Annotated in this window: 22 protein-coding genes, 1 pseudogene, 1 riboswitch and 1 other annotated feature; of the genes and pseudogenes, 4 read left to right on the forward strand and 19 right to left on the reverse strand. The window is 45.1% G+C overall.

From position 1 onward, the window contains the following. Positions 1-15: 15 nt before the first annotated feature. Positions 16-253 (reverse strand) — a binding site (T-box leader). A gap of 40 nt (positions 254-293) precedes the next feature. From BTO30_RS09320 to efeO, 18 genes are all read right to left on the reverse strand, one after another. Next, positions 294-959, reverse strand: coding sequence for a GNAT family N-acetyltransferase (locus BTO30_RS09320; protein ID WP_075398451.1), 666 nt, complete (start codon positions 957-959; stop codon positions 294-296). Further along, positions 959-1,825, reverse strand: coding sequence for a carbon-nitrogen hydrolase family protein (locus tag BTO30_RS09325; protein WP_075398452.1), 867 nt, complete (start codon positions 1,823-1,825; stop codon positions 959-961). The genes BTO30_RS09320 and BTO30_RS09325 overlap by 1 nt, the downstream gene beginning before the upstream one ends. Positions 1,826-2,142: 317 nt before the next feature. Beyond that, on the reverse strand, positions 2,143-3,045 hold the full coding sequence (gene thrB / locus BTO30_RS09335; protein ID WP_075398454.1) for a homoserine kinase: 903 nt from the start codon (positions 3,043-3,045) through the stop codon (positions 2,143-2,145). Continuing rightward, the gene (gene thrC, locus BTO30_RS09340) at positions 3,042-4,106 is read right to left on the reverse strand and encodes a threonine synthase (protein WP_075398455.1); all 1,065 of its coding nucleotides are present in this window, start codon (positions 4,104-4,106) and stop codon (positions 3,042-3,044) included. Before thrC ends, thrB begins: the two co-directional genes overlap by 4 nt. Next, entirely contained in the window at positions 4,106-5,407 is a 1,302-nt protein-coding gene (locus BTO30_RS09345) for a homoserine dehydrogenase (RefSeq protein ID WP_075398456.1), read from the reverse strand. Before BTO30_RS09345 ends, thrC begins: the two co-directional genes overlap by 1 nt. Before the next feature lie 235 nt (positions 5,408-5,642). Beyond that, positions 5,643-7,133: a glycosyl hydrolase family 28-related protein gene (locus tag BTO30_RS09350; protein WP_075398457.1), complete on the reverse strand. Its 1,491-nt coding sequence runs from the start codon at positions 7,131-7,133 to the stop codon at positions 5,643-5,645. Positions 7,134-7,173: 40 nt separating this feature from the next. After that, a complete protein-coding gene (locus tag BTO30_RS09355; protein ID WP_075398458.1) occupies positions 7,174-7,926 on the reverse strand; it encodes an NRDE family protein in 753 nt (250 codons plus the stop codon). A gap of 78 nt (positions 7,927-8,004) precedes the next feature. Further along, on the reverse strand, positions 8,005-8,361 hold the full coding sequence (locus BTO30_RS09360) for a DUF779 domain-containing protein (protein WP_075398459.1): 357 nt from the start codon (positions 8,359-8,361) through the stop codon (positions 8,005-8,007). Positions 8,362-8,384: 23 nt separating this feature from the next. Then, positions 8,385-9,902 carry an aldehyde dehydrogenase gene (adh, locus tag BTO30_RS09365; protein ID WP_075398460.1) on the reverse strand — a complete coding sequence of 506 codons (1,518 nt, stop codon included), beginning with the start codon at positions 9,900-9,902 and terminating at the stop codon, positions 8,385-8,387. 124 nt (positions 9,903-10,026) lie between these two features. Next, positions 10,027-10,701, reverse strand: coding sequence for a phosphatase PAP2 family protein (locus BTO30_RS09370; protein WP_075398461.1), 675 nt, complete (start codon positions 10,699-10,701; stop codon positions 10,027-10,029). Positions 10,702-10,770: 69 nt separating this feature from the next. Beyond that, positions 10,771-11,757 carry a diaminopimelate epimerase gene (dapF, locus tag BTO30_RS09375; RefSeq protein WP_075398462.1) on the reverse strand — a complete coding sequence of 329 codons (987 nt, stop codon included), beginning with the start codon at positions 11,755-11,757 and terminating at the stop codon, positions 10,771-10,773. A 262-nt stretch (positions 11,758-12,019) separates the two neighbouring features. Beyond that, positions 12,020-12,490, reverse strand: a complete 471-nt coding sequence (gene ribH, locus BTO30_RS09380) for a 6,7-dimethyl-8-ribityllumazine synthase (protein WP_075398463.1) — start codon at positions 12,488-12,490, stop codon at positions 12,020-12,022. A 2-nt stretch (positions 12,491-12,492) separates the two neighbouring features. Continuing rightward, entirely contained in the window at positions 12,493-13,701 is a 1,209-nt protein-coding gene (locus BTO30_RS09385) for a bifunctional 3,4-dihydroxy-2-butanone-4-phosphate synthase/GTP cyclohydrolase II (RefSeq protein ID WP_075398464.1), read from the reverse strand. Positions 13,702-13,713: 12 nt separating this feature from the next. After that, positions 13,714-14,358: a riboflavin synthase gene (gene ribE, locus BTO30_RS09390; RefSeq protein ID WP_075398465.1), complete on the reverse strand. Its 645-nt coding sequence runs from the start codon at positions 14,356-14,358 to the stop codon at positions 13,714-13,716. Continuing rightward, complete coding sequence (gene ribD, locus BTO30_RS09395) at positions 14,359-15,441, reverse strand: bifunctional diaminohydroxyphosphoribosylaminopyrimidine deaminase/5-amino-6-(5-phosphoribosylamino)uracil reductase RibD (protein ID WP_075398466.1); 1,083 nt, start codon at positions 15,439-15,441, stop codon at positions 14,359-14,361. Between the two features lie 148 nt (positions 15,442-15,589). Further along, positions 15,590-15,725: riboswitch (FMN riboswitch) on the reverse strand. A gap of 44 nt (positions 15,726-15,769) precedes the next feature. Next, the gene (locus BTO30_RS09400; protein ID WP_075398467.1) at positions 15,770-17,470 is read right to left on the reverse strand and encodes an FTR1 family iron permease; all 1,701 of its coding nucleotides are present in this window, start codon (positions 17,468-17,470) and stop codon (positions 15,770-15,772) included. After that, a complete protein-coding gene (gene efeB / locus BTO30_RS09405) occupies positions 17,451-18,683 on the reverse strand; it encodes an iron uptake transporter deferrochelatase/peroxidase subunit (RefSeq protein ID WP_083632354.1) in 1,233 nt (410 codons plus the stop codon). The genes BTO30_RS09400 and efeB overlap by 20 nt, the downstream gene beginning before the upstream one ends. 1 nt (position 18,684) lies before the next feature. Continuing rightward, positions 18,685-19,515: an iron uptake system protein EfeO gene (gene efeO / locus BTO30_RS09410; protein WP_075398468.1), complete on the reverse strand. Its 831-nt coding sequence runs from the start codon at positions 19,513-19,515 to the stop codon at positions 18,685-18,687. Positions 19,516-19,889: 374 nt separating this feature from the next. Between efeO and BTO30_RS09415 the strand changes: the two genes are divergently transcribed. Then, a complete protein-coding gene (locus tag BTO30_RS09415; RefSeq protein ID WP_075398469.1) occupies positions 19,890-20,441 on the forward strand; it encodes a GNAT family N-acetyltransferase in 552 nt (183 codons plus the stop codon). Between the two features lie 289 nt (positions 20,442-20,730). Here BTO30_RS09415 and BTO30_RS09425 read toward each other — a convergent pair whose 3' ends face one another. After that, positions 20,731-20,970 (reverse strand): hypothetical protein, encoded by a 240-nt coding sequence (locus tag BTO30_RS09425; RefSeq protein ID WP_075398471.1) that lies wholly within the window; start codon positions 20,968-20,970, stop codon positions 20,731-20,733. A gap of 242 nt (positions 20,971-21,212) precedes the next feature. Between BTO30_RS09425 and BTO30_RS09430 the strand changes: the two genes are divergently transcribed. The 3 genes and pseudogenes from BTO30_RS09430 to BTO30_RS16845 form a co-directional block, all read left to right on the forward strand. Continuing rightward, a complete protein-coding gene (locus BTO30_RS09430; protein ID WP_075398472.1) occupies positions 21,213-22,013 on the forward strand; it encodes an NAD kinase in 801 nt (266 codons plus the stop codon). 314 nt (positions 22,014-22,327) lie between these two features. Further along, on the forward strand, positions 22,328-22,540 hold the full coding sequence (locus BTO30_RS17000) for a hypothetical protein (RefSeq protein WP_143331935.1): 213 nt from the start codon (positions 22,328-22,330) through the stop codon (positions 22,538-22,540). Positions 22,541-22,616: 76 nt separating this feature from the next. Then, positions 22,617-23,427, forward strand: a pseudogene (locus BTO30_RS16845) (L-dopachrome tautomerase-related protein); the annotation flags it as partial. Positions 23,428-23,715: the final 288 nt, after the last annotated feature.

Below are 23,715 nucleotides of genomic sequence, written 5' to 3' on the forward strand. Positions count from 1 at the left end.
AAGGCTCCCTCATCGCAAAAGGACGGGGAGCCGTGGTACCACCTTTATTGACCGCACACATGCTGCGATCCACTTTAACAGCAGAAAATCTGCCTGTCCCATGTAACGATAAGACATTCGCCGGAGCCTACTGCTAGTTGGTTCGGTCCGGAAGCTCGGAAGCCCATTCACAATGTTTCCTGCACCGGCTTGCACCACCCGCCGGCTCTCTAAAGCATTCCACTTTGCTACTCTTCTTCTTCATTGCTCATGTATTTAACTGTTTATTATCATAAAACAATTTATTGAAGAATTCAACTGTTTTTAAAAGGATTTTTCCATTCCATTAATGCGGCGCAGTTTCCGGATTCTTCATCATCCAGATAGTTGTGGGCCACACCGACCGGCACGCGGCCGACACGCATAAGGAATGTTGTGACCGGATCGTTCAATTCCCCTGTCACCACTTTATCCAAATATTGCTCAGGTGTTAACTCTGCAGCGTATTTATGATAGCCAGGCAAGCGGCCTCCGCCCAGAAGCCTGTCAAGGTTTAACTGCACAACGGTCTCATACATGGCCTGCATCATTTTTTTACCGATGCCAAGCTTTCGGTATGCCGGTTTTACACTTATATCCACGACATATAATGTATTTCCATCCGGTTGGTGATTGCGGATATAGCCATTGTCCGTGATTTCTTCCCATGAATGGGTATCTCCCTGCTCGTAGTGAACAATCAACGCCGTCATAGAGCCGACAATTTCACCGTCAATTTCTACACAGAATGCCCCATCTTGAAACAGCTCCACATGATTTGTGAGCTGATCCTTATTCCACCACAATTCTTCAGGAAAAGGAGGCGGGAAACATTCTTTCTGAACAGCAATGAGTGCGTCAAAGTCTGATTTCGTATAATGACGGATCACCGCTTTAACAGGGGTGCGTTCGCGAAACGCAAAATACTCTTGATAATACATTATTCTGTCTCCCAGTCCGGATACAAATCTGTCCGGCGGTCACGCCATGTTGTGACCGATCCTTTTTTACGCACTTCGTATAAGAGGGATAGATCAAGATCAGCCGTGATGATCATATCATCATTCATGATCCCTTCTGCGACAATGCCGGCCGGTGGAAACGGAATGTCATTCGGTGAAATAACTGACGCCTGGCCGACATTTGCCCGCATTAAATCAACCGTCGGCAATGAACCGACTGTACCGGTCCCGACAACATATACTTGGTTTTCAACCGCCCGCGCGTGGCTTGTATAGCGGACGCGGTGGAATCCATGACGGTCGTCTGTGCAGGACGGACAGAAAATAACGTCCGCGCCGCGCGCTTTTGCCATGCGGACAATTTCCGGAAATTCGATGTCATAGCATGTAAGGATGGCAATCGTTCCTTTGGCCGTTTCGAAAATACGGAATGATTCACCTTGCTGCATGTTCCAGCCTTCCACTTCCGCCGGTGTAATATGGAGCTTCGGCTGCATTTGATAGGAACCGTCCGGATAAAACAGATAGGCTGTATTTTGGATGCCGTCCCCTGCTTTGGTTACATGTGTACCCGCGATAATATGAACATTGTATTGAACTGCAAATTCCGAGAAAAGACGCTCATATCGATCCGTAAATAACGGTAAATCCGTAATTTTCAGCGCCTCTCCCGTTTCCTCGTCTCCGATGGATAAGAGCTGTGTTGTGAAAAATTCAGGAAATAAAATAAACTCCGCTTCAAACTCCATCGCCGTTTTTATGTAATGCTCACACTGCGCTGCAAACTCGTCAAACGAGCTGATGGTGTGCAAATGATATTGAACTGCTGATACGCGCATTTTCAAATAAAGCCGCCCCTTTTCATATAATTGTCGCTTACAATATAAATCAACTGATCGATTTTGACAAGAAAGCCGCCTTTTTGTTTTGAAAAGTCTATTTCGAAAAGCGTTTTCCTTATATAGATGTACAACTTATTCAGCCGGTCTAATGGGCGCTTTCCCACAAAAAAAAGACAGCGGTAATCGCTGTCCAACGCCGGATGCTCAATTCAGTCTCAAAGAGGGGGTTAATGAGAATGAATCTCAATTTCAATTATAGCGTAATTTTTAAAAATGTCAACCGTCAAAAGCTATGATTTCCGAATAAAAAACCGGCGAAATTATTCGCCGGTTTGAATCCATTCTGGTCCTTTGGAATCAACACTTAGCTGCAGCACATCGCAGCCATTGAACGCCGCTTGGAATTGAGCAGCGATCCCTTGTCCTTTTCCACGTGGAGCCACAGTCAGTACGGTTGGACCCGCACCGCTGATGACCGTTGCGTATGCTCCATAACTTCGTGCCAGTTCACGTGCCGGAGCGAACTCTTTAATAAGCGGCGTACGATATGGTTCATGGAAGACATCGCGTTCCATCATACGGCCGGCTGTCTCGTAATCTTGCTGCATAAAGGCCGCCACAAGAATGTTTGAAACCGCACTGCCGAGCACCGCATCTTTACGTGCAAATGAAGCAGGCAATACATTTCGCGCATCTTCCGTTTTCAGCTCATAGGATGGAACAAGGGCAATCAAATCGATGTCAGGTGCCGGAAGCTTCAACAGTTCCGCTGTTTCCCCGAGTGACACGCCGCATACCATACCGCCGAACAGAGACGCGCCAATATTATCCGGATGTCCTTCAAACTGGTCCCCGATGTTCAGCTTTTCAGCGTCCGTTAACTGCAGACCGGCCAATTTGTCCGCAATTTCGATCCCCGCCGCAATGGCAGCAGCGCTGCTTCCAAGCCCCCGTGCAAGCGGGATGTCACTTTCTAAAACCGCTTCAATAGGCGGCATTTCTACACCGCGCAGCGCAGCCGTTTTTTTCGCCACGACGGCAATTAAATGACGGTCATCTTCCGGAAGCCCGTTTAAAAGAGCGGACCGGTGTGAAAATATCCACCGGTCAGATGGTTTAACCTCTACTGTTAAATAAAGACTGAAGGCAAGGCCGATTGAGTCAAAACCCGGCCCTAAATTGGCCGTACTTGCCGGCACTTTTAAAAGGCCGGATACACTCATGCCTGCACAACTCCTTTAATGAAGTCAAATACTGCTTCTTCACTGTTTGGCAGAACAGTCGGTTTTTTCTCAATTTGTGCAATCGCTGTCTGCGGATCTTTTAACCCGTTACCTGTAAGTACAGCAACGATATTGGCACCTTGTTCAATTTCACCGGACTTTACATGTTTAATGATACCGGCGATCGATGCGTTGGAAGCGGGCTCTGCGAAAATACCTTCTTCACGTGTCATCATTTCATACGCTTCTAAAATTTCCGCGTCTGTTACGAAGTCAATTTTTCCGTTTGATTCATCGCGTGCCGCTTCAGCGAACTTCCAGCTTGCCGGGTTTCCGATACGGATCGCCGTTGCCACTGTCTCCGGCTGTGCGATTGGCGCGCCCTGTACAATGGCTGCTGCGCCTTCTGCTTCAAAACCGTGCATACGCGGAAGACCCGTGCCGAATTTTTCGTTATATTCTTTAAATCCTTTCCAATAGGCAGTAATGTTACCTGCGTTGCCGACAGGAATAGCCAGTACATCTGGTGCCTTACCAAGCTGGTCGCACACCTCAAATGCCGCTGTTTTCTGTCCTTCAATACGGTATGGGTTTACGGAGTTCACGAGCGTGATCGGTGACTTTTCGCTAATATTGCGCACCATTGTGAGCGCTTCGTCAAAGTTTCCTTCGATCGCCAAAATTTCGGCACCGTACATCATCGCCTGCGCCAGTTTACCCATCGCGATTTTTCCGTCCGGAATGACCACGATTGTTTTCATTCCGGCACGTGACGCATAGGCCGCCGCTGCTGCAGACGTATTGCCTGTTGATGCGCAGATAACCGTATTGCTTCCTTCTTCTTTCGCTTTGGCAACCGCCATTACCATACCACGGTCTTTAAATGAACCAGTCGGGTTGGCACCTTCTACTTTCACGTGAATATTAACGCCAAGTTTTTTTGAGATATTTACAAGTGGAATAAGTGGTGTATTTCCTTCCATTAATGAAAGCATTGGTGTATTTTCGTTCACCGGTAAAAATTCTTTATATTGTTGTAATAACCCTTCCCATTTTGCCATTACTTCGCACCTTCTCCTTCGACGCGGTAGAAACTTTCAATTGAACGTACAACCGCTAAATCTTTAATTTGTTCTTGCATTTTTTGATAGTTTTCCATAGACGCTTTGTGTGTCACAATGACGATTTCCGCGACACCTTCTTCTTCAAGAGGAAGCTGAAGAATTTTTTCAAAGCTGATTGAATTCGCAGAAAACAGCTTCGTCAATTCTGAAAATGCGCCGACTTCATCACGTACGTGCAGACGGATAAAGTATTTTGCAAATTTTTCTTCCGGCTTTTTCAGCTGTTTCTCAAACTGAGGCGCCGAAATGCTTTTGCCGTTGACGCCAAGACGCATATTTGTAATAACCGCAACCAGGTCGCTGACGATAGACGTTGCTGTTGGCAGGCTTCCTGCGCCGGGTCCATAAAACATCGTTTCGCCGACTGCTTCACCGTATACGTACACGGCATTGTACTCATCATTAACCGACGCGAGCGGATGGTCATTTGATAAAAATGTCGGCTGTACGCTGACTTCTGCACGCGCATCAGATTGGTCCGCATACCCGATTAATTTCATGGTATAACCGAGAGTCTGACCGTGTTTTAAGTCGCTGTCCGAAACAGAAGAAATGCCGCTTACATCCACATCTTCCAGTTCAATGTTCATTGAAAACGCAAGGCGGGCGAGGATCGCCATTTTACGAGCCGCATCCAGGCCTTCTACATCTGATGTCGGGTCTGATTCCGCAAAACCAAGATCTTGTGCTTCTTTCAGCGCCGCTTCATAGCACATGCCTTCTTTATTCATTTTGGTAAGGATAAAGTTCGTTGTGCCATTGACGATTCCCATCAATGTTTTAATTTTATCAGAAGCAAGACCGTCCGCAAGACCGCGGATGATCGGGATACCGCCCGCCACACTCGCTTCATAATAAAAATCGCAGCCGTTTTCAGACGCAGCTTTTAAAAGCTCCGAGCCGTACAAAGCCACTAAATCCTTGTTTGCGGTTACGACATGTTTCTTTTGGTTGAGAGCATCGAGAAGCAATTTCTTCGTGTCATCGATTCCGCCCATTACTTCGACAATGACATCTACATCCGGATCATTGATGACCTCATAAGGATCTAGCGTCAGCGACTCTTTCGACAGCTCCACATCACGCTTTTTATCCACATTCTTGACGAGCACTTTCGTTACTTCAACAGAGCAGCCAACACGGTGAGCAAGCTGTTCTTGATGATCTTGAATCATCTTCACTACGCCTGTTCCGACTGTTCCAAGACCAAGCAATCCTACTTTTACATTGTCCTTCATCTATCGTCACCCCAACTATGTATTTGTATGATGTACATTTGTTTTTACATAGTAGACATTATATCGGTCTTTTTTGCTTTTTACAACCAATTATTTTCGCAAAATAGAAATTTTCTGTCTTTAGGCGTAAAAGGCGCTGGTCATGAAGATGCGGCGGCGGGATTGAAGCGTGACAACCAAGCGCCGCGCTTTTAACTCTATGACCCTTTTATAATAAAGAAACGAATGAGGTGTTTCAAGCTAATGTTACAATTTCTCCTTGCCCTGCATGGACATCTGCCGCTACGTGGAGCGGTTTCTTTCCGCAGTTTTTAAACGCCGCCTTTTGAATAAATACATGATCCGCTTTCTGGGCACCGCCGAATACTTTTAACCCTGAGCCGGCGGTTGGAAAGTCTTCCATAACCACGTTTTGGATATGAACGTGTTTTGATTTATACTGTATGCCCGCAGCCGGCAGCCGTTTATAGTCATATGACGGGTTGCCAATGGCCCGCAAGCCGTTAATAATGACATGTTTATACGCTGAAACGGTCAGTGCGCGCGGCGATGAGTCTCTATATAAATCGGTGTACACAGGATGGATGGAGACAATTCGTGTTGCCGTAACAAATAGAGCCGTTTTTGAATCCGGATCTTTTGCATGATGGTGTCCGATATGACGAAAATTATAGGACCGATTGTCGTTGACAGATAGATGGCCAATAATATGAACATTTGCGGCGGCAGAACTTGTCGCATGCGCTTTCACCTCAATCCCGCCAAAACATCGCGTTGAGGCATTATGAATGAGCCATACATATCGCGACCCGTCATCAGCTTCAAACCCGTTTGAATTGGAAAAGCCCTTTTGATGGCTCCGGCCGGATGGATCATGCATATAACAGTTTGAGATCAAAATATAGTCACTGTGATGTGTGGTCACACCGTCATCGCCGAAACCCGATCCGGTACAGCCGTCAATCCATATGTACCGGCTTCCGCCGCGTGCCCGGTAACCATCCCCGGAATAATCGTATAAAGTGGATGAAACATCGTAACAGTGTAATCCCGGATTGATTGCCTCGCAATTTTTCACCCAGCCAAACTCCACATTCGCAAATGTTAAGCAGCTTGAACGGTTATTCCCGCTTGATGATTTTTCATCGGGCTGAAGCCGTTCGATGTTCCAATCCATTGTGATTCCTTCTATTAAAATATGACTGTTTCCTTTTACATGATTTTCATTCGTCAAAACAAAGCTTCGTTTCGGCGCAGAATCCCGAAGCCTGATAACCGTTTTGCCAGCCCCCGCTCCCTTTAAAATCGTGAATGATGGAACATGAAGTTCATCGACTATGAACGTCCCCTCTGAAAGAAAAACGGTTCGTTCGCCGCCTTCCAATGCCGCTGCGATATGATCGCCGGGCTGTACGTACACTTCTTTTCCTGCTTTTTTCTGCAAAACATCCCATTCCTGGTCCAATACTGTTTTCCAATCCGGATATATGCCGTTCTCATCAGCTATCGTATGATGCATCTTCATCAATTCATTCTTTTTGGTCCACATTGATTTCACCCTTGAGAAAATTGACTTCTTTTCTATTTCTGGTACCCATTTAGCTGCAGATTCACAAAAAAGCCGGTCCGTTTCCAGCACAGATTCTTTTAAGGATGGACCATCTTCAAAAAAAAATTCAATTAACCGGGCATTGTCATGTGGATGATGAAAATTAGTTAAAATCATTTTTATCACCTTTTTTATTTGAATTTTACACATAGTACTTTTAACATTTTATAAAGGAAAAAGATTGTTCATTTTGAAATATCCCCGCTTCAAATGTTCGTTCCCTCCATTCGATGGTGCCGTCTGCTTTCATCATAATAACGGTTGAACAGCGGGTGCCGTACTCCCTGCTTTTAATGAAAATCGGTGACAGCATCCGCTCCCATTCAATCGACACACCCGTATTTGGAAGCACATCATCCGGCGCTTTAGTTTCATCTGCAAGCAATGAAAATAAAGCCTTTTGATCTTGAAAGCACGCTGCCATTTCCCTTTTCGCTTTGACCGTTTTTGGCCAAGGGGTGTTCATGAATGCGTTGCTCACACTGTGTATACCCGGCGGAAGCAGAGAAGGCTTTTCTCCAGAGCTGCTGCTGTATGAATAAAGTGTCTCGCTCGTACCAGCGACAATGTTAAACCCGGGATAACGATCCTTTTCCTTGTCAAGATCGTTCAAAAACGTCCATGCATCCATTTCTCCTTCTAAAAAAGAGCGAACGATATGGCCGCGCGACTCTTTCTTCAAAGAAAATTGTGACGGATCACGATAATTCGTAAGCGCACAGATGCGGCCGGCTTTCGACACACCAAGCCACGTACCGCCTTTTTCAAGATCACGTCCGGCGAGAATACCAGGGGCATCTTCCCACCAATGCGAAGGCGCGGTCGGCCGGTGATAAAACTCATCCCGATTTGCCGCTATTACAAGCGGCAGCTCTGGCTCCAGTTGAAAAGCAATATTGACTAAACACATAGTACGGTCCCACCTTCTTTTTCCTTCATTATGGTACAAACAGAAAAAGGCTGTCCAACAGGACACCCTTTTTCCTCATCATTGATTTAATTCTTGCCGCTCTTCTTCTGTGAAGACACGGGAGCGGGTTAAGAATCGCTTTCCTTCCGGCCCTTCCAGTGAAAACATTCCGCCCCGGCCGTCGACCACGTCTATAATCAGCTGTGTATGTTTCCAATACTCATACTGAGCTTCACTTATATAAAACGGGCTTCCGCCAATTTCACCGAGAAGTTTATCAGAATCTCCCGTTAAAAATTCGCCGTCCGGATAGCACATCGGCGAACTTCCATCACAGCATCCGCCCGATTGGTGAAACATGAGCGGCCCGTGCTTGTCCTTTAGCTTTTCAATCAAATCAATGGCAGCTTCAGTAGCCGTTACACGCTCTGTCATGATACGTTCCACCTCACTTTCCATTAAAAGAAGCCAAGTGCGTCTTCCGAGTAGCTGACAAGCAGATTTTTCGTCTGCTGATAATGATTAAGCATCATTAAATGATTTTCACGGCCGACACCAGACATTTTATAACCGCCAAAAGCCGCATGAGCCGGGTATTGATGATAGCAGTTTGTCCACACCCGGCCCGCCTGAATGCCTCGGCCAAACCGGTACATGCGATTGGCATGACGTGACCAGACACCGGCACCGAGTCCGTACAGTGTATCGTTCGCAATCTCAAGTGCTTCCGCTTCGTCTTTAAACGTTGTAACTGACACGACCGGACCGAAAATTTCTTCCTGGAAAATGCGCATTTTGTTGTTTCCTTTAAAAACAGTCGGTTTGATGTAGTAACCGTTTTCCAACCCTTGGATGGTATTTCTCTCTCCACCCGTTAAACATTCAGCACCTTCCTGTTTTCCGATATCCAGATACGAGAGAATTTTTTCCATTTGTTCGTTCGATGCCTGTGCGCCCATCATCGTATCGGTATCAAGCGGATTGCCTGTTTTAATGGCTTTGACACGCTCGATCGCCCGCTCCATAAACTGATCATAAATGTTTTCTTGAATGAGCGCGCGGGACGGGCATGTACAAACCTCGCCCTGATTTAAGGCGAACATGACAAACCCTTCAACCGCTTTATTCAGGAACGCATCGTCTTTTTCCATAATATCATCAAAGAAAATATTCGGTGATTTTCCGCCAAGCTCAAGTGTCACCGGTATTAAGTTTTGCGACGCATACTGCATAATGAGGCGGCCAGTCGTCGTTTCTCCGGTGAAGGCAATTTTCGCAATTCTCTTATTAGACGCCAGCGGTTTTCCTGCTTCCAAACCGAAACCATTGACGATATTGACGACACCCGGCGGCAGCAGGTCTTGAATCAGTTCCATTAGGACAAGGATCGACGCGGGAGTCTGTTCAGCAGGCTTTAAAACAACACAGTTTCCTGCTGCGAGCGCCGGCGCGAGCTTCCACACACCCATTAAAATCGGGAAGTTCCACGGAATAATTTGTCCGACAACACCGAGCGGTTCATGAAAATGGTAGGCTACTGTATCATCGTCAATCTGGCTTAATGATCCTTCCTGTGCGCGAATCGCGCCGGCAAAGTAACGGAAATGATCGATCGCAAGCGGCAAATCGGCGTTCAGTGTTTCGCGTACCGCTTTGCCGTTATCCCACGTTTCGGCAACCGCCAGCATTTCTAAATTTTCTTCAATACGATCAGCGATTTTATTTAAAATATTCGCACGGTGTGCAGCGGACGTTTTCCCCCACGCGTCTTTTGCTGCATGAGCGGCATCCAGCGCAAGTTCAATATCTTCCGCCTGAGAGCGGGCTACCTCACAAAACACTTTGCCTGTGACCGGTGTGACATTTTCAAAGTATTGTCCACCAAGCGGCGCCGTCCATTCACCGTTAATATAGTTGCCATACTTCTTCTTAAATGTAACTTTTGAACCTTCCTGACCTGGATTTGCGTAAATCATTGACCATTCCCCTTTCGATTTTGAATATGTACCGTGGAGCTGGAATCATGATATAAAGCGCTTACATTAACAATGTAACTTTTTCAGTTTTATCTGTCAATCAATATACTTAAAAAGACTTCCTCTATGAAGAAGCCTTTTTGAGACGACGATTCCATTTATATTCACTAAAATGAAACATCATAATACAAAAAAGCAGCCATGCGGCACCGATCGAAAAACCGGCGATCACATCACTCGGATAATGGACGCCCAGATAAATACGTGTTAATCCTACTAAAATAATCATACACCCTGCGGCGGCAGCGCCGATCATTTTTTTCCATTTTCCTTTTAACAGACGGAATAGCATAAATGAAAGCGCACCGTAAAAAATAAACGAGCCCATTGAATGTCCGCTCGGAAAGCTGTAGCCTCCCTGTTCGATCAGCGGCAGAATATCCGGACGCTGCCGTTTGAACAATTCTTTCAGCAATCCATTAAATAAGCCTCCAACTGCATTGGCGAAAATAAAAAACAGCGCCCATCCGTATCTTTTGCGGATGATTAAAAAAAGCGCAATGACGGCCGTTGCAGCGGTTAAAAACAGAACGGAAGCCAGATCCGTGATCATCACCATGCGGGCAGTCCGGCCTTCATTGACCCAGGACTGTACTTCGGTTATGACAGCCATATCAAACGCGGCTATTTCGTTTTTCTTAAGCGCATCGACCACTTCAAAAAACATCCACGTAAAAAAAAGCAGAAATGTAAAGAGGGAGCTATAATACGCATACGGCCTCCATTTTCTTTTCTTCAAGCACCATCTTCCTTTCTCCACAGTAACATTTGCATACTATCATAAAAAAATCCAGGAAAGTCTCCTGGATTAAAATACGTTTTCGCTCAAATATAATTCCACTTCTTTACGTAATTGACCGTAAGCTGTCTGTTCAGTAAATGCTTTTTGATCTTTCAGCTGAAAATGACCCGGAGTGTCAAGATCTAACTGAACGACCGCTTCGAACATATACGTGCCATTTCCAATGAGGTCAATAGAATAGCGGCCTGTCTCATGCTGATGCACTTCGCAGCGTACTTTTCCGCCATTATTATACACTACAACCGGCTCCTCCAGTTCATTCAGACCAAGCTGGCAAGTGGTCAATGTTGACGCCGACATCGCTGTACCACAGGCGTTTGTAAAACCGACGCCGCGCTCAAATGTGCGTACATAAATAATCCCTTTTTGAATCGGGTGAACAAAGCTGACATTGACACCGTCCGGAGTGATTTGATTTTCACCGTTCAGCATTTCCGCAATGCGTTTCTGCTCGCCGGAAGCGATTAAATCCCGTCCTCCGACCGCAATCAAATGTGGATTCGGCACCGCAACAGCAGAAAAACGAATGTCATCAGATAATTCCGGTACGATTTCATTAAACAGGCGGTCTTTGCCAATTGTCATCGGAAGCGCATCAAGATCGAACAAAACGGGTGAGATTTCCACGCGATACGCGGGAACTCCTTCATAGACTTCTCCATCGCGCTTCACATATAAATCGGCTTTATTGGTCTCTACTAAAATTTCATCCCGTCTCAATTTATCCAGCACGTAGCGTCCGTGCAAACGAAGCCCATTGCCGCACATAGATGCTTCGGAACCGTCTGAATTAAAAATGCGCATTTTGGCATCCGCATGCTTGCTTTCCATGACAAAAACGATGCCGTCTGCACCGATGCCTGTTTCGCGGTTACAAAGCGCAAGGGCCAGGTCATGGCGGTTCTCTTCTGTAAATATATAGCCATATGTCCATTCATCAATCAATAAAAAATCGTTGCCTGATCCATGGCCTTTAATCAACTTCAATTCCAACACAATCGCCTCTTTCACTACATCTATTTACGATCATTATAGCAGATCCATCCCCTTTTTCGAACCTTTCGTATTCGATGATTTTCACGAGCCGCCTGCTTCATCCCGTGTACCAAAAAAGCTGCCGGCATCGCCGGACAGCTTAATAAACCATCGTCATTAAAAGTAAATGCTCCGCAATGAGATTCACGACCGCAAAAACCGGCTGGATCTGCTAATGGTTCCTTTCATGCAATCGTCTCACGGTCACGGCCGGAATAAATCACGCGTCGAATGAACGAAGCAAGTTGGCCATTTCGATTGCAGAGACAGCTGATTCCCAGCCTTTATTTCCCGCTTTCGTGCCGGCACGCTCAATCGACTGCTCAATTGTATCAGTCGTCAGTAAGCCAAAAATAACCGGTACGCCTGTTTGAAGTCCTGCCTGTGCAATGCCTTTCGCCGCTTCATTGCAAACATAGTCAAAATGGGCCGTTGCACCGCGAATAACAGCGCCCAGTGTAATAACAGCATCATATTTACCGCTCTCAGCCATTTTCTTTGCCACAATCGGCAATTCAAATGCCCCCGGTACCCAGGCGATATCAATATCATTAACTTCAACGCCATGACGAACAAATGCATCTTCTGCACCGCTGACAAGCTTATCAGTTATAAAATCGTTAAAACGCCCTGCAACGATCCCTACTTTTAATCCTTTTCCTATTAAATGTCCTTCAAATGTTTTTCCCATGTTTATCTCTCTCCTTCTGTTATGTTTAAAATATGGCCGAGCTTTGATATTTTTGTTTTTAAATAGTTTCGGTTATCTTCATTGGGCGGCATTTCAATCGGCACACGCTCGATGATGTCGATGCCGTACCCTTTTAATCCGGTAATTTTCCGCGGATTGTTTGTTAATAGCTTCATTTTTGAAATACCGAGGTCCTGTAAAATTTGAGCACCGATGCCGTAATCGCGCAAGTCATCTTTAAAGCCGAGCTTCACGTTCGCTTCAACCGTGTCGTAGCCCTGCTCCTGAAGTTCATACGCCTTCAGTTTGTTAATGAGGCCAATCCCCCGGCCTTCCTGCCGCATGTACAACAGCACGCCCCGGCCTTCTTCTTCAATTTGGCGGAGTGCCGCATGAAGCTGCGGTCCGCAGTCGCAGCGGTGTGAACCGAATATGTCTCCTGTTAAACATTCCGAATGTACTCGAACGAGCACAGGTTCATCACCGGAAATATCACCTTTAACAATGGCAATATGTTCTTGTCCGGTCAGCTCCTCTTCATAGCCGACTGCCCGAAACTTTCCAAAGTCCGTCGGCAGATGAATATCGGCTTCACGGCGAATAAGGGATTCATGCCTGCGCCGATAGGCAACAAGCTGTTCGATGGTAATAATTTTCAGACCATGTTTTTGAGCCATTTTTTCAAGCTCGGGCAGCCGTGCCATCGTACCGTCTTCATTCATAATTTCGCAAATGACTCCAGCCGGTTTTGCACCAGCGAGCTTGGCTAAATCAACGGCTGCTTCCGTATGACCTGTCCGGCGCAAGACACCTCCGCTTTTGGCAATGAGGGGAAAGATATGACCCGGCCGTTTAAAATCAGAGGGGACAGATTGTTCATCAACCAACGCGCGGACTGTATCCGCCCGTTCAAAGGCACTGATACCTGTTGTGGTGGACACGTGATCAACGCTCACTGTAAAGGCGGTTCCGTGACTGTCTGTATTTTGATCAACCATCGCATGCAGGTGAAGGCGTTTCGCAATATGTTCTTCCACTGGAACGCAAATTAAACCGCGGCCCTCTTTCGCCATAAAATTAATCATGGCACCATCCGCGAATTCAGCAATCCCGACAAGGTCTCCTTCATTTTCACGGTCCTCATCATCGACGACGATGATCATTTTTCCTTGCTTCAAATCTTCAATGGCTGATTCGATGTCTGAAAACATGGTGTTTCCCCCTTATAAATAGCCGTTTTCTTTAAGTAAATCCATCGTGACACCTTTTGATGGCGCTTCTTTTTTCTCCAGCATATTCCCGACATATTTCGCCAGCATATCACACTCAATATTAACCGGATCACCAACGCCTTTTGAGGCAAGCACCGTTTCGTCCCGCGTATGCGGAATAAGCGACACGGTCAAATCATGATCGGTTACACCAAATAAGGTAAGAGATGTTCCATCAAGTGCAACGGACCCTTTATATAGAAAATAGCGGCCGAGATGCTCCGGATAAGAAATGGTAATATATAGAGCATTTTCCTCCTGCTGCTTTGAGGTAATATGACCCACACCGTCTACATGGCCGGAGACGAAATGCCCACCAAACCGGCCATTTGCGGCCATCGCCCGCTCCAAATTAACCGATGCACCTGGAGTCAGAGCGGATAATGATGTTGTTTTAAACGTTTCCGGCATGACATCTGCCGAAAAATGCGTTTTGGTAAAAGTGATGACGGTTAAGCAGACACCATTAACGGAAATACTGTCGCCGAGCTGCACATCCGCTAACACTTTTTTGGCGGCAATCGTTAATTGGAGCGACTTGCCGCCGCGGACAATTCGCTCGATTTTACCGACTTCTTCTATAATGCCTGTAAACATTTAGAATCCCCTTCTTTCGGCGACAATTTTCAAATCAGGTCCGATCATTTCGACCGACGTAAAGTCGATGGCCAGTGCTTCATCCATTACTGAGCCACCAAGACCGCCAAATGAGGACGGGGCAGACTTGCCTCCAATAAGTTTCGGTGCCATATACATAATCAATTTGTTAAATGTGCCGGCATCTAAAAAGGAAGCATTGATTTCCGCACCCGCTTCAACAAGCAGCGTCATGATCCCCATTTTACCGAGTTCGTTGAGCACTGTATCTACCGACATATGAGGAAGGCGTATTACCGTGACACCTTCGTCTTCAAGCGCACGCTGTTTTTTTGTCTGTGCATCAATTGCACAAAAAATAATCGTTTTCGCTTCTTTGTTTTGAATAATGTGGAAATCCACCGGCACGCGTAAATGCGTATCCAGCAGCACCCGAATGGGATTTTTTCCTCCGCGGGGCAGACGGGAGGTGAGGAGCGGGTTATCGAGCAAGACGGTTCCGATGCCTGTTAAAATAGCATCATTTTGCGAGCGCAGTAGATGCACATCTTCCCGTGCAGCGTCGCTTGTAATCCAGCGGCTGTGTCCTGTGTGGGCAGCCGTTTTGCCATCGGCGGTGACAGCAGTTTTAATCGTTACATATGGACGTTTCGTTTGAATAAAATGAAAAAAAGGTGTTAATAAGGCGATGGCTTCTTTTTCACAAATGCCGGTTGTCACTTCAATGCCGGCTGCGCGTATTTTTTCGATCCCTTTTCCGCCTACAAGCGGATTTGGGTCGACCGCGGCAATGAACACACGGCGTATGCCTTTTTCAATGACAAGATCTGCACACGGCGGCGTTTTCCCGAAGTGGGCACACGGTTCAAGTGTGACATAAATATCGGCGCCTTCCGCATCAGCTCCAGCCTGAGCCAGCGCCGTTACTTCCGCATGGGCTTCACCGGCTTTTAAATGGGCGCCCATGCCGATCACCCGGCCGTCTTTGACGACGACAGCGCCAACCGGTGGATTGGGTGACGTTTGATAGGCGGCGCCTTTTGCAAGTGACAGAGCCAGCTCCATGTAATATTCTTCCTGCATGAGCACTCTCCTTTTTTAAAAATATTCCGCCGATAACATGAATGACAAACAAAAAGGGACCCTGCATTGATCGACAATACGGGGCCCCTGCTTTTTTGCATCAAGAAAAAAACGTTTATTCATGATTAAAAAATCACAAAACGCGTCTCGTCCTTTCCTCCCATCCAGACTTTCACTGTCGGCTCCGGAATTACACCGGATCCACCGCATATATGCGGGTCACGGACTGAGGGCTGCTGCCCATCACCGCCGGTCGGGAGTTGCACCCTGCCCCGGAAAGGTAGTATTCGAATGTTGCATTTATTATGAACTTTTTTTGATGTCTGTGTCAAGCAAGTGATTTTTGTTTTTTCATCCTAATGGCAGTCCCGGCAATCAATCCGAGTAACAGCAGCTGAGGCACGACCGTTTCAATTGTTGGATATAAACCGACTTCATCGATAAATGGAACGATATTTGTTGGATGAATTTCAACAGCGCCGGCCACCTGAAGTGCATGTATACTTTTCCCTAAAATTTTAAATGCAAGCACGTAAATTAACAGTGCTGCACTAATAAAAAACGACCGAAGTGGAATTTTGACGCTGAATTTCATCATAAACAGACCGAATATCATGATGACGGTGATCGCTGAAAAAACGCCGATCAACAGAGCGCTGACACTCATATTCGGTGCCATTCCTGCATAAAAAATGATGGTTTCTGCTCCTTCTCTAAAAACGGACAAGAAACTAATTGCCACAAAGGATACGATGCTTCCTGATGCGGCGGCTGCAGCCATTGAATCATTCACAAGGCGATTCCATTTTTTCACATTGGCCTTTCCGTGCAGCCACATGCCGACGCCAATCATCATCACAACAGCGGTAATGCCAGCAAAGCCTTCAATATATTCGCGGCCTGCAGCACCTGACAGACCATTGAAAAGTTGATTGAGAACAACCGCCATCAAAATGCTCGCACCAATACCGGCAGCAGCACCAATCCAGATCCATTTTTTTGCCGCACGCTGACCTGTTTTGGATAAGAACGCAATAAGCGCTGAAATGATGATGACCGCTTCAAGTCCTTCCCTAAGCAGAATAAGTGCAGCGTCCCACCATGTGTATGATGTCGCTGCTGTCAGCGGCTCAATACGCTCGGCAATGCCGGCAATGAGATCCGCTGCTTTCACAGCATCACCATCGGCAGACGAGAGTATACCGGCTGCCTCCGGAATGATTATTTCCACATCGGCATATAATGCGGTATCCTTCACCTGTACGGATCCTTCCACTGCCGGCCACACCAACAGTGCTTCTGTTAATTTTATTACTGCTGTCTCGCTATTTCCAGCACGTGCCTCTTCTTCTGCATCTTTCAGTAAAGCCAAATAATCAGCAAGTGAAGAGTCTTTCGCAGGTGCTGCACTTGTATTTCCATCTAAAAATTGCTGCACAGCCATTTTTAACGCATCAAGTGCTCCACTTACCTCAAGGGGACTGGCCGGTTCTTTCACGACAGCAATCCGTAAAAGCGCCATTTTCGCTTCAATATCTCCGTATGAAGCGATACTTTCAGCACGAACAATTTTTTCGACTGACGTCCACTTTTTTTCTAAATATTGGTATGTCCATTCATTCACTTCTAAACGCCTGATCTCATCAATCATTGGCAACAAAGACCTTACTTTTTCCAATTCAGCTGACTGATCAACCGGATTCAGTTTTTCATCATAAGAAACGAGTGCTTCTGAAAGCAATGATAATGCTTTCTGTACATCATTTACATTTTTTTCAGCAAGGGACTGTTGAACGGACTTGAATGCTTCTTCAACAGATTCTGAATGTCCATTTATCAATCTCCACTCCGATTCAAAAGATGTCATGTTTTCCTGAACCGATTCAAGATTGCCGTCTTTCGCTTTCATAATCGCATCACCAACTGGTACAAATAAATGATCAATATTCGTGTTTGCACTGGCACTCGCCGCAATCAAAGTGCATATAATGATCATTATAAAAAGGAGGTTAATAAAATAACGTTTCACCTAAATAACCTCCTTTTTTCACACCTGGCAGGCAGGCAAAAACGGCACTTCCCCGATGAATCGTATACTCATTTAATTTATCATTGTTCGCAAGACGTGTTTGAATCGGAATAAACTGATCGGAAATGCTTTTTTGGAAACTGATAAATAAAAGTCCTGCATCAAAGCTGCCTGTTTTTGTGTCAAGTCCGTCCGCATAAGAATATGACCGACGGAGAATCTTCTTCTTGCCATCCCCATGTGCAAGAGCAGTATGTGAATTCGCTGGAATGAGTTTATTTCCATTCACATCCTTTTTGTTCACATCAACTGGGTCAAATTCATTTTCACTTCCAATTGGTGCACCAGTATCTCGATGACGTCCAAAGGTAGCTTCCTGTTCGCCCAGCGCCGTCCGGTCCCATACCTCGATAAACATTTGCACTCGGCGCACTACCATGTAGGTGCCTCCTGTCATCCAGCCATTCTGCACCCAGACATGGTTATTCATCGCTGAATGACTAGAGGTATCAGGGTTCCCGGTTCCATCTTTAAAACCAAATAAATTACGTGGCGTTTCACTTTTCGTATCGGCCTGTTTTGTTCGCTGAAAAGCTGCTTGTGTCCACTTTAATTGGACTTTCCCACGGGCAATCCGCACAAGGTTGCGAACAGCATGAAACGCCACCTGAGGATCATCAGCACATGCCTGAATGCAAAGATCCCCGCCTGACCATTTTTCTTCAAGTGCATCGAACGAAAAACTTGGCAATTCTTTCAATTCTTTTGGCTGTTTAGACGTTAAATTTAGTTTTTGAAAAAATCCAGGCCCCACTCCGAATGTAACCGTCAAATTAGATGCATCAAGTCCGGAAGCCTCACCCGTATCATCAGGCGGTAAGAGCAAGCTTTCTGCTGCTTTGCCAATAGACTTTCCTTCCGTCATCATGGCAGCGGTTTTGGTCCACTCTTTTAAAAACTGTTTGACTTCAGAGGTATCCATTGTTGTCAATATAAGCGACGCAAAATACAAATGATTTTGTGGATCTGTTGTAATACCCGCTTGATAAGATCCATAAAACGGAACAATTCCAGTACTGGATTTATCTGCGGATGCAGTAAAGGTCAGCAGACTCCCTGCACCGGATGCGCCAATCAGCAGGCCCGCTGCTCCTATTCCGCCCGCTTTTAATACATTACGACGTGACACTTCTTTATTAAGAAAGTCATTCACATTACAACGCCTCCGTTACGATACCAAGCTGCGACAGTGGTTCTGCAAGTGCATCAATGGATTGACTTAATTCCTTTACGTCTGTTTCCGAAAGGTTGTTATACAGAGTATAGCCGTCTCCTTTTTTATGTTTATTTAAAAGTGTGTATACATCTGCAAAACGAACACTGATTTCAGCTGCCAGCGCTTCGTCCTTTTTTTCAAGGTCTCCCTGAAGCAGTCTGAAAATTTTCTCTGCACCTTCTACGTTTGCCGCAAAGTCATAAAGGTCCGTATGTGAGTAGCGATCTTCTTCACCTTTTACTTTTGAAGTCGATACTTCGTTTAATAAATCCACCGCTCCAGTTACGAGCATATCTGGCGTAACGTCGACCGTTTCGACTTTCGCACGAAGCAATTTTGTATCATCGATCAGCTGTTGTGCATATTCTTCATAACCTTCAGTCGTACCATCGATCCATAAACCTTTTTCAATACGATGATAACCGCCCCATTCCGCAGCTGGAATATCGCCTTCACGCGCATCAATTTTCGGGTCCAGATCTCCGAAGGCTTCTGCAATCGGCTCAGCCCGCTCATAATGGGCACGTGCTGGTGCATATAGTTCCTTTGCAAGTTCAATGTCACCCACTTTAACTGCTTCGGCGAATTTTTCGGTTTCAGTAACAAATAGACTGATTTCACCAATTGCATAGTCGCGGTATTCATTGGTGACTTTTGAAAGATCCGGGGCTGTAGTTGTTTCAGCCGGTTCAGTTATCTCTTCATTTCCGCATGCTGTTAAAACTGATCCAGCCATTAACATGAGAACTGTTAAAGTCCGTTTTTTCATCGTATGGTCGTCTCCTTAAAATGTAATTATAATTCCACAATAGCATTATACGATAATGAAATTCATTTTCAATTAATTCTTTCAAAAAAATGTCGAAAAAATTTTCTTTTCATGTTTAAAACCTATTTTCAAACGGGTAAAAATTTTATATTATGAAGTTACAGCGACATTTTAATGATAGTTGTTTATGGGAAGGCAAATGGTGCGCCACCGGTTTCTTCAATCGGTTCTAATGGGTTCGATTCCCATCCCGGAATTTTTTGTGGACAGGCTGAAGTTGTGACGGTCTTGTTGAACTCTATAAAAAATTTCGAGGGCGAATCGGACTATAATGAACCGCTATGCCCTCAATGTGTAAAAAGGAGGGAAATATAATGTTGAAGAAACGCGATGTTCATGAAAGTCATGCTTTATTCGATTTAATGACGCACCCGGATGTCTTCCCTTTTGTGCGCCATAAAGCCAAATCTTATGAAGAATTTGTGTTTGTCACGAAGCAAAATATTGAATCGGAAGAGCGCGGCGAATTAATTTCACGGACCATTCTCGACGAGTGGGGAAATCCGATTGGCACAATTAACCTTTATGACATCGAAGACAATGCCGGCTATCTTGGCACATGGCTAGGCAAGCCATACCACGGCAAGGGGTACAATGAGCCTGCAAAAAAAGAATTTTTCAAAGAATTATTTTACGAAATGGGCATTGAATCCATTTATATGGCGATCCGCAAAGTGAATGTCCGTTCACGCAAAGCAGCGGAGAAACTCCCCTATGCTGTGCCGGCGAACGAAACACGGCCGGATGTCTTTGCCAAACTGAATAAAGATGAGATTGTGTTTGATCTATTTGAAGTACCGAAAGACCTCTTCACGCTTTATTTGATGCGCAAACAGCAGGAAAACGAACAGGCAATGGAAGCGTAACAAACAATTCCGGAACCCCTCATGCGTACCTTACCTTCTAATGAAGCGACTATTCCGTCCATGGATTTCATTCCAAATGACGACAAATTCCAGAAAGGCCGGCAAGCGATATGCTTGCCGGCCTTTTACATGGAAGAAATGGTACATTCAAGCTGTTATAACGTCATGACTGATGAAAGTCCATCAACACCGACACCGGTCACAATTGCTTTTTCATTTTATTTTTTTCATTACCATATTATGAAAAATTGATATAAAAAAACGGCCTGTGAAAAAAAAGACCGGTCCTTTACCTTTTCTGAGGCGAAACCATGCCGCCCGCCCCCGCTGACAAAATATCCGATTGTACCTGAACGCCGCCTTTTTTATCGGATCCTCCTTCCGACGGCGCATCGGTTCGGATCGGCTGATGATCCGTCAATGCGCTCACTTCGATTCCATGACCACGGAGTGCTTCTTTCAATAATGATTGAAGGTCAGCCGGGATCTTCGCTTCATCATAAACTAACTCAGCAAAGACCGTTTTCATTTTCTCCTCTCCTTTCATTCCCATTTTAACAATACTATTCCCATTTCATTCGTAAATAAACAGTTCAATTTCATTTATATGGACTCTGGTTATTTTCTTCATATGAGCCGCTTTGTAGAGGAACAAAATTCAAAAAAATACCATGATCATTTTTCAAAAAGGATACTTATTTCGAAAGTGGATAATTACCGTCTTTTCCATTAGAATGAGGATAATCACGTATGTTAAAAGGAGTTTTTTCGATGGAAACGAGACGGAATATGTTTTTTTCTTACAAAAAAGATCCGACAAAATGGCCGGCTATTGAAAAATTAATAAACATCGCGAAAGAGCAGGGATTTGAAATTGTGTCGAAGTCTGAAGACGCCAATATTATTGTAGCGGTTGGCGGTGACGGGGCGTTTTTGCAGGCGGTCCGCAAATCAGGGTTCCGCGATGACTGCTTGTATGTCGGGGTAACCGATGAAAAAGAAACAAGTTTATACTGCGACTTCCACATTCACGATACAGAGGAAATGATCGAAGCGATTCAAACGGCAGGTGTTTCGGTGCGCCGCTATCCCGTTATTGATGTCCATTTAGACGGACATACTCATTTTCAATGTTTAAATGAACTGTCTGTCCGTTCTTCTATTATTAAAACGTTTGTGATCGACGTGGTTATTGACGATTTGCATTTCGAGACGTTTCGCGGCGACGGGATTGTTGTCTCGACACCGACAGGCAGCACCGCCTATAACCGCTCTTTGAACGGCGCTGTGGTCGATCCCCGCATTTCGTGTATGCAGGTGAGTGAAATTGCGTCACTTAATAATAACCAGTTCCGTACACTCGGTTCATCGTTTATTTTAGGTGACAGCCGAAAATTAACGCTTCAAATTGTGCAGGATGGCAATGATTACCCGATCATTGGACTCGACAACGAAGCACTGAGCATTCAGCACACAAAAAGCATCGAAGTCGAGATGTCTGGAAAGATTATCAAGACGGTTAAACTGAAAAACAACTCATTCTGGCATAAAGTGCAGCGGACGTTTTTATAAAAGGAAAAGAGCGAATCCCAAGCAAGGGTTCGCTCTTTTCTCATCCGATTCACACCCCATGCAATCATGCCTTCTTTGCTCCTTGGAAGAATTTCAAAAAAAGCATCTCCTATAAACCAATTCTCAAAGTGGATTCTGCCTCATTCATTTACTTACTGAACCCGCTAATAAGTAAAAGCATCCCGACCTATTGTCCTTGCCCACGCCCTTTTCCCTTTATGGAGTAATCTATAACAGCAGGTGATCATCACTAATCTGGGGGAGGCCGTGTTACATGCAAGATATTGAATCTTGTGTAAAGGAGTTCCCCAAAAATGAACAACGGCATTTTTATCCTCAGCATGAACAATCCAATTATCACTATGTTCGATATAGACAAATTCCTTCCCAGACATATGCATACTTCCGCCAGCCATATCAACCATATCTCCATTTGTATAAAAAAACCCTTATCAGCAAGTTCGGTTTCAGCCTTTTCAATACCCGCCAGCGATGTATCAACAAATTCCATATTGGCAAAATCGTGATAAAATGAATTCATACACGCAGCCGTATAAATGGGATCTCCTTTCTCAACAGGGTTTGAATAGAGGGCGGTATCATATGATTTTTCATTGGAACCATTTGTACTGGAATTTTCCTGATCGCAGCATGAATCAGCAGTTTGAGGCAAATCAGTATTGGAAAAGAGCGATGCCTGCTGGAATCAAGGTGGATCAGCAAGGGGACTATTATGTTTCGGTGCCGCGATGGGCTCATGGCATTACTGCTACGATGAATCGAATTGTCATGAAGAATGGTAAGCCGCTGTTAGATCATTTCCAAGCTGGGAGTGGAACAAGGCAGGAGATGTGAACGTCCTGCAATCTGTGCTGGGCTACGAAATTGATGAACATAACCGAATGTGAATTCTGGATCAAGGAAAAATAGCCTATGCTCCTTCCCCGGAAGGGTCACAAAAGCTGGTAATATGGGACTTGAATACAAAGAAAATAATGGAATCGATTACAATACCAAATGAAATCGCACCCTACCAGACCTCCTTTTTAAATGATGTAGCAGCGGATAATAAAAATAGTTTTGTAATGGCTGGCCTGATCATCCGCTTGCGGGCGCTATCATTGTGTATAACATGAAGACAAAAAAATTCCGGCGTGTACTCGACAGACATTACAGCACGCAGGATTTTCCCGGCTTTGTTTTTGAAATTGACAATAAACCGGTCTTTAAAGACAGGCCAATCAGAATAGGTGCTGATGGAATAGCCTTGTCGGCGGACCGCTTGACCCTTTATTATTTCCAGGTAACGGGCCGGAATTTATATACAATCGACACTGCACTGTTAAGAGATTTTCATACACCGTTAGAACAGCTCCAAGCTTCCGTACAGCACATTGGCAGCAAAGGCAATACTCATCACGAGCCTTAACCATGTGAATTCAGGTAGATTTGTCGCGGATAAAGTCCTTCAACATAATAATCGAGATGGTATATAAGCTGACTTCATCTTAATTTCCATTTTCTTCCTCATAACAAATCCAATAATTCATTACCCTTTGTAAATTTTCATAGCAACAACCTTGATAAAAAAGCAAAAAAAGAACCTTAACATAGATGTTTCGTTTTCACTCTTGAAACAAAACTTGTTATAAAATAAAAAAGCGAGACTGTAAAAAATCCCGCCCAGCTTGTAGACAAAAGG

This window comes from Domibacillus antri (assembly GCF_001936625.1).
Taxonomy (GTDB): domain Bacteria; phylum Bacillota; class Bacilli; order Bacillales; family Domibacillaceae; genus Domibacillus; species Domibacillus antri.